General features: G+C 61.3%; 7 protein-coding genes. 4 read left to right on the forward strand and 3 right to left on the reverse strand.

The window, feature by feature from the left end; genetic code table 11:
* The 3 genes from CCR82_RS04945 to CCR82_RS18460 form a co-directional block, all read left to right on the forward strand.
* A partial coding sequence (locus CCR82_RS04945; RefSeq protein WP_276570509.1) for an IS1 family transposase occupies positions 1-170 on the forward strand: 170 nt, incomplete at its 5' end.
* 218 nt (positions 171-388) lie between these two features.
* Positions 389-1,207, forward strand: a complete 819-nt coding sequence (locus tag CCR82_RS04950) for an Rpn family recombination-promoting nuclease/putative transposase (protein ID WP_242513263.1) — start codon at positions 389-391, stop codon at positions 1,205-1,207.
* Entirely contained in the window at positions 1,185-1,364 is a 180-nt protein-coding gene (locus CCR82_RS18460; RefSeq protein ID WP_242513264.1) for a hypothetical protein, read from the forward strand. The genes CCR82_RS04950 and CCR82_RS18460 overlap by 23 nt, the downstream gene beginning before the upstream one ends.
* 253 nt (positions 1,365-1,617) lie before the next feature.
* Here the strand turns inward: CCR82_RS18460 and CCR82_RS04955 are convergent, their stop codons facing one another.
* The 3 genes from CCR82_RS04955 to CCR82_RS04965 form a co-directional block, all read right to left on the reverse strand.
* Positions 1,618-1,911, reverse strand: coding sequence for a helix-turn-helix domain-containing protein (locus tag CCR82_RS04955; RefSeq protein WP_201244302.1), 294 nt, complete (start codon positions 1,909-1,911; stop codon positions 1,618-1,620).
* On the reverse strand, positions 1,908-2,231 hold the full coding sequence (locus CCR82_RS04960) for a type II toxin-antitoxin system RelE/ParE family toxin (RefSeq protein ID WP_201244303.1): 324 nt from the start codon (positions 2,229-2,231) through the stop codon (positions 1,908-1,910). The genes CCR82_RS04955 and CCR82_RS04960 overlap by 4 nt, the downstream gene beginning before the upstream one ends.
* Before the next feature lie 452 nt (positions 2,232-2,683).
* Positions 2,684-2,881, reverse strand: coding sequence for a hypothetical protein (locus CCR82_RS04965; protein ID WP_242513266.1), 198 nt, complete (start codon positions 2,879-2,881; stop codon positions 2,684-2,686).
* A gap of 226 nt (positions 2,882-3,107) precedes the next feature.
* On the opposite strand from CCR82_RS04965, the gene CCR82_RS04970 reads away from it, so the two are divergent.
* A partial coding sequence (locus CCR82_RS04970; protein ID WP_201244304.1) for an IS66 family transposase occupies positions 3,108-4,249 on the forward strand: 1,142 nt, incomplete at its 3' end.

Consider the following 4,249-nt stretch of genomic DNA (forward strand, 5'->3'; position numbering starts at 1 on the left):
GCGGTCAAACGAATCACATTGAACGCTTCAATTGCACACTTCGTCAACGGGTCTCGCGGTTGGTCAGAAAAGCGCTGTCATTTTCAAAAAAGCTTGACAACCATATTGGTGCAATCTGGTATTTTGTTCACCATTACAATGCCTCGCTGCCAGTGAATCAAGAATGCTGAAACCCTCTGAAGTCCTATAGACTGGGGCACCACCGGGTAGCTTTACTGAATTGCGCTGGCTGGTCCGGCCCATTGCAGGTTTCACACTTCCAGCCCCCGTGGTTCGCGCCTCGGGGGCTGTTGCGTGCCTTGCTGAGCGCGGCGAGCGCTGGTGTCTGCGGATACTCGCCTGCGCTAGACTCGCCCGATGAGCACCGCACAGAGCCGCCAACGCCCCGATGGCCAAGCACCACGACACCGGCTACAAGGAGCTGTTCAGCCACCCCGAGTTCGTCCAGCAGCTGATCGAAGGCTTCGCCCCCGCGGAGATCGCCGCGCTGATGGATTTCTCGACGCTGAAGAACCACAGCGGCAACTACATCACGCCGCTGTTCGAGGAGCGCTTCGAGGATGTCGTCTGGTCTGTACAAGTGCACTGGCAGGGTGTCACCGAGCGGGTGTTTGTCTACCTGCTGATCGAATTCCAATCCACGGTCGACCCCACCATGCCGCTGCGCATGCTCCACTATGTCGCCTGCTTCTATCAGCACCTGCTCAAGACCAAGGTCACCACCCCGGCCAAAGGACTCCCCCCGATCCTGCCGATCGTGCTCTACAATGGGCTCGAGCGCTGGCAGGCCGCCGAGGACATCGACGCACTGGTCCGCCCCACGCCGCCGGCGTTCCTGCACGCCTATCAGCCGCATCTACGCTACCACCTGATCGACGAAGGCCCACTACACGCCCGAGCGGCTGGGCCTCATCGACAGTCCGTTGAGCGCTGTGTTCGGGGTCGAGATCGCCTCCCGCGAGCGCGCCCCGCTGCAAGCGGCCGTCGATCGACTGGTACGCCTGATCCAGGCCGACCCCAACAAGGCGCGCCTGGATCGGCTCATCACCCGCTGGCTCAAGCGCCACCTCCAGCGCTTGGGCGCGCAGATCGACCTCACACAGATCCACTCACTCGTCGAGGACAAGACCATGTTAGCCGAGAACTTACAGCACTGGGCAGAACGCGAGCGGCAGGAGGGGCGTTTGGAGGGGCGGCTGGAAGGTGAGCAGATCGGGATGCAGAAAGGTGAGCAGATCGGGATGCAAAAAGGCGAGCAGATCGGGATGCAAAAAGGCCGCCTGGAAACGGCTCAGGCCACGGCGCGCAACCTCATCGCCCTCGGCCTGCTCAACGACGCGCAGATTGCCAGGCCACCGGCCTGAGTGTGGCCCAAGTCGAGGCATTACGTGCGGACAAGTGATGCTGTCCGGTGCCCAAGCGCTCGCGCGGTTGCTAGACTCAAGCCATGATCGCCGGCACTAGGACAAAATCAAAGAATCAAAGGGGCCAGGATCGGTTTGTTTTTCGAGCCGCCCGGGCAAGGACACCCCGCCCCTGACTGATCCCGCCTAACCAGGTTTCACACTTCCAGCCCCCGTGGTTCGCGCCTCGGGGGCTTTTTTGTGGAGACTGCACTTACAGGGTCAAGCGCACCTCGGGGTGAAGACCTGCCCGCGTTGCCAGGGTCAGTAGCATGTCCAAACTGAAATCTTCCGCCTTACCCTTGACCAGTCGGGAAACTCTGGGTTGCGTGATTCCCAGATGACGTGCTGCCTCGGCTTGCGTCCAGCCCTTTGCTTTCAATTGCTGAGCGGTGCGGATCATGATCTCAGCGCGCAGTTTCATGACCTCAGCCTCGGCGGGGTCGAAGCCCAGATCGGCGAAGACGTTGCCGCTGCTTTCGATGATGCTGGTATCATTGTCTTTCAAGGTGTTTCTCCGATCAGCTTGTAACGCTTCGCGGCCAGGTCGATATCGGCCCTGGCGGTTTTTTGCGACTTCTTTTGGAATGCGTGCAGGACATAGACGGCCTCGTCGCGCTTGGCGACATAAATCACCCGGAATGCGCCACTTGCGTCCCGATGACGGATTTCATAGGCGCCTGCGCCAACGCCCTTCATCGGTTTGAAGTCGCTTGGTTCGTCGCCGTACTGGACGGTCATCAACTCAATGCCCAAGGCGTGGCGCACTGGTGCGGGCATTTCACGCAGGTCGTCTAGACTGGAGCCAATAAATTTCAGCGGCTTCATGTACCTAGTTATGCCAAAACTTGTATAACTAAGCAAGCGCAAGCGCTGCGAAGAATGCCCTGCGCGTCACCGGATTCGCCGCCGCCACCCGTTCCGGTCGGGTAGCTGGGCGACGTTGCGAATTCCGGTGACATATATGGTCCGCCCCGCGATGCAAGAGGAAAATCGCTGATTTGGTAGAAGGAAACGTTGCGGCCATATATCCGGCATCGTTAGCGGGATCATGATCAAAGTCGATCCCCGTGCCCTAATGGAATTCGCGTACCTCGCCGTCCTCAATCAGTATATCAGTCTCAGCTTAAGCTGGCTGCTGTCCCCGTCAGGTTTTCGGCGAGGCGGTCGTACCTTTCATGCCATTACAGTGAATTTCACTCTTAGCAACTCGTGGTGTGGAACTCGGTTGATGCCCGATGAGGGCGGGTTAATTGGAAGGGTTCGTGGCCTTTAGGGCGCTACGCGGTAACGACCGCTGGCTTCGCTAACGCGCCGCGCGCTGCGTCGAAGGCCTTGCCGGTGGTCATCACCGCCCAAGCGATGCGCACGAGCTTGTTGGCCATCGCAACCACGGCGACATTGGCGTGACGGCGCTGCTTGAGATCCCGCGCCCAATGACTGAGGGCGTCGTCTTTCTTCTCAACCCAGCGCATCATTGCACGCGCTCCGTTGATGATCAGTTTTCGCATATACACATCACCGCGCTTACTGATTCCAAGCAAGCGTGGTTTCCCGCCGGTGGAGGTAAGCGTTCAGACCCTCCCCCAGAAACCTTCGCTGCGCACTCAGTGATGTAGCAGACAACGCTGACTTGGTATGGCAAGATCACGCGGCAATTCCTTCAGATCCAACCGCCGTCGCGCCTTTGGTGCCGAGCCTCCCGTGCAGCTGAGCAAACACGATCTTTCGCAGCTTGATGCCGCCGCCTTGGCCGCGTTGAGCCACGCCCAACTGCAGGGGCTCTCAGAGAAGCTGCTCGCCGATCTGAAGCTCGCCCACGAGCGCCTTGATCAGAGCCCGCACAACAGCTCGCGCCCGCCGAGCAGCCAAGCGCCCTGGGAGCGGGGCGGCAGTGATGGCAGCAACGCCGCTGATCAAGCGCCCAGCGACCCCGCCTCGCAGACGCCGAGCCCCGAGTCGATCGCCGCCCGTGCAGACGACGATGCCAATCCTCCTGCAGAGACCGCCGACGCCTCTGAGACGGCCCCCAGCGAGTCGACACCGAGCACGGCCGATCAAGAACCGGCACCCAAGCGCCCCGGACAACGTCCCGGCGCTCCCGGCCATGGCCGCACCCAGACCTTCGCCCTCACCCAGGTGCTTGAGCATCATCCCACGCACTGCGCGCGTTGCGGCAGCGACCTCCAAGACCAGGCGCCCGGCGCCTGCCACCAGGCTCACCTCGTGCTCGACCTTGGTGACCTGGGTGAAGAGCGCATTGGCTTGGAACTCATCCAGACCAAGCACGCCTATCACGAACACACCTGTGGCTGTGGGCATCTCACCCGCGCCGAGCCCGGTCACATACCGGGCGATGAGGCCTGGGGCGTCGCCTTAAGCGAACGCCATCTGGTGGGCCCCCGGCTGCTGAGCTTCATCTGCGCCCTCTCGAGCCGGATGCACCTCTCGCGTCGGCGCATCCAAGAATTCCTCGGCGACTGGCTCCGTCTCGAACTCTCGATCGCCACCATCAACCAATGCATCCACGAAGCCGCGCGCGCGTTGGAGCCGGTCGTTGAGGAGCAATTGCTCCAGCAAGCCCGTGACAGCGGCCTGCTGCACGCCGATGAGACCAGTTGGTTCGAGGCCGGCAAGCTCGTGTGGCTATGGGTCTTCACCACGGCCACCACCACGGTCTTTACCATCGGGGCGCGCTCCAAGGCCGTGCTCACGCGCATGCTCGGCCCGCTGTTCAACGGCTGGCTGATGAGCGATGGCTACTGGGCCTATCGTGACGTTGACAACCGCCTGCGCTGTCTGGCGCATGTGCAGCGCAAAGCCCGCGGCTTAGAGGAGAGCCTGGA

Origin of the sequence: Halochromatium salexigens (assembly GCF_016653295.1) — a bacterium.
In the GTDB taxonomy this organism is placed as follows: Bacteria; Pseudomonadota; Gammaproteobacteria; order Chromatiales; family Chromatiaceae; genus Lamprobacter; species Lamprobacter salexigens.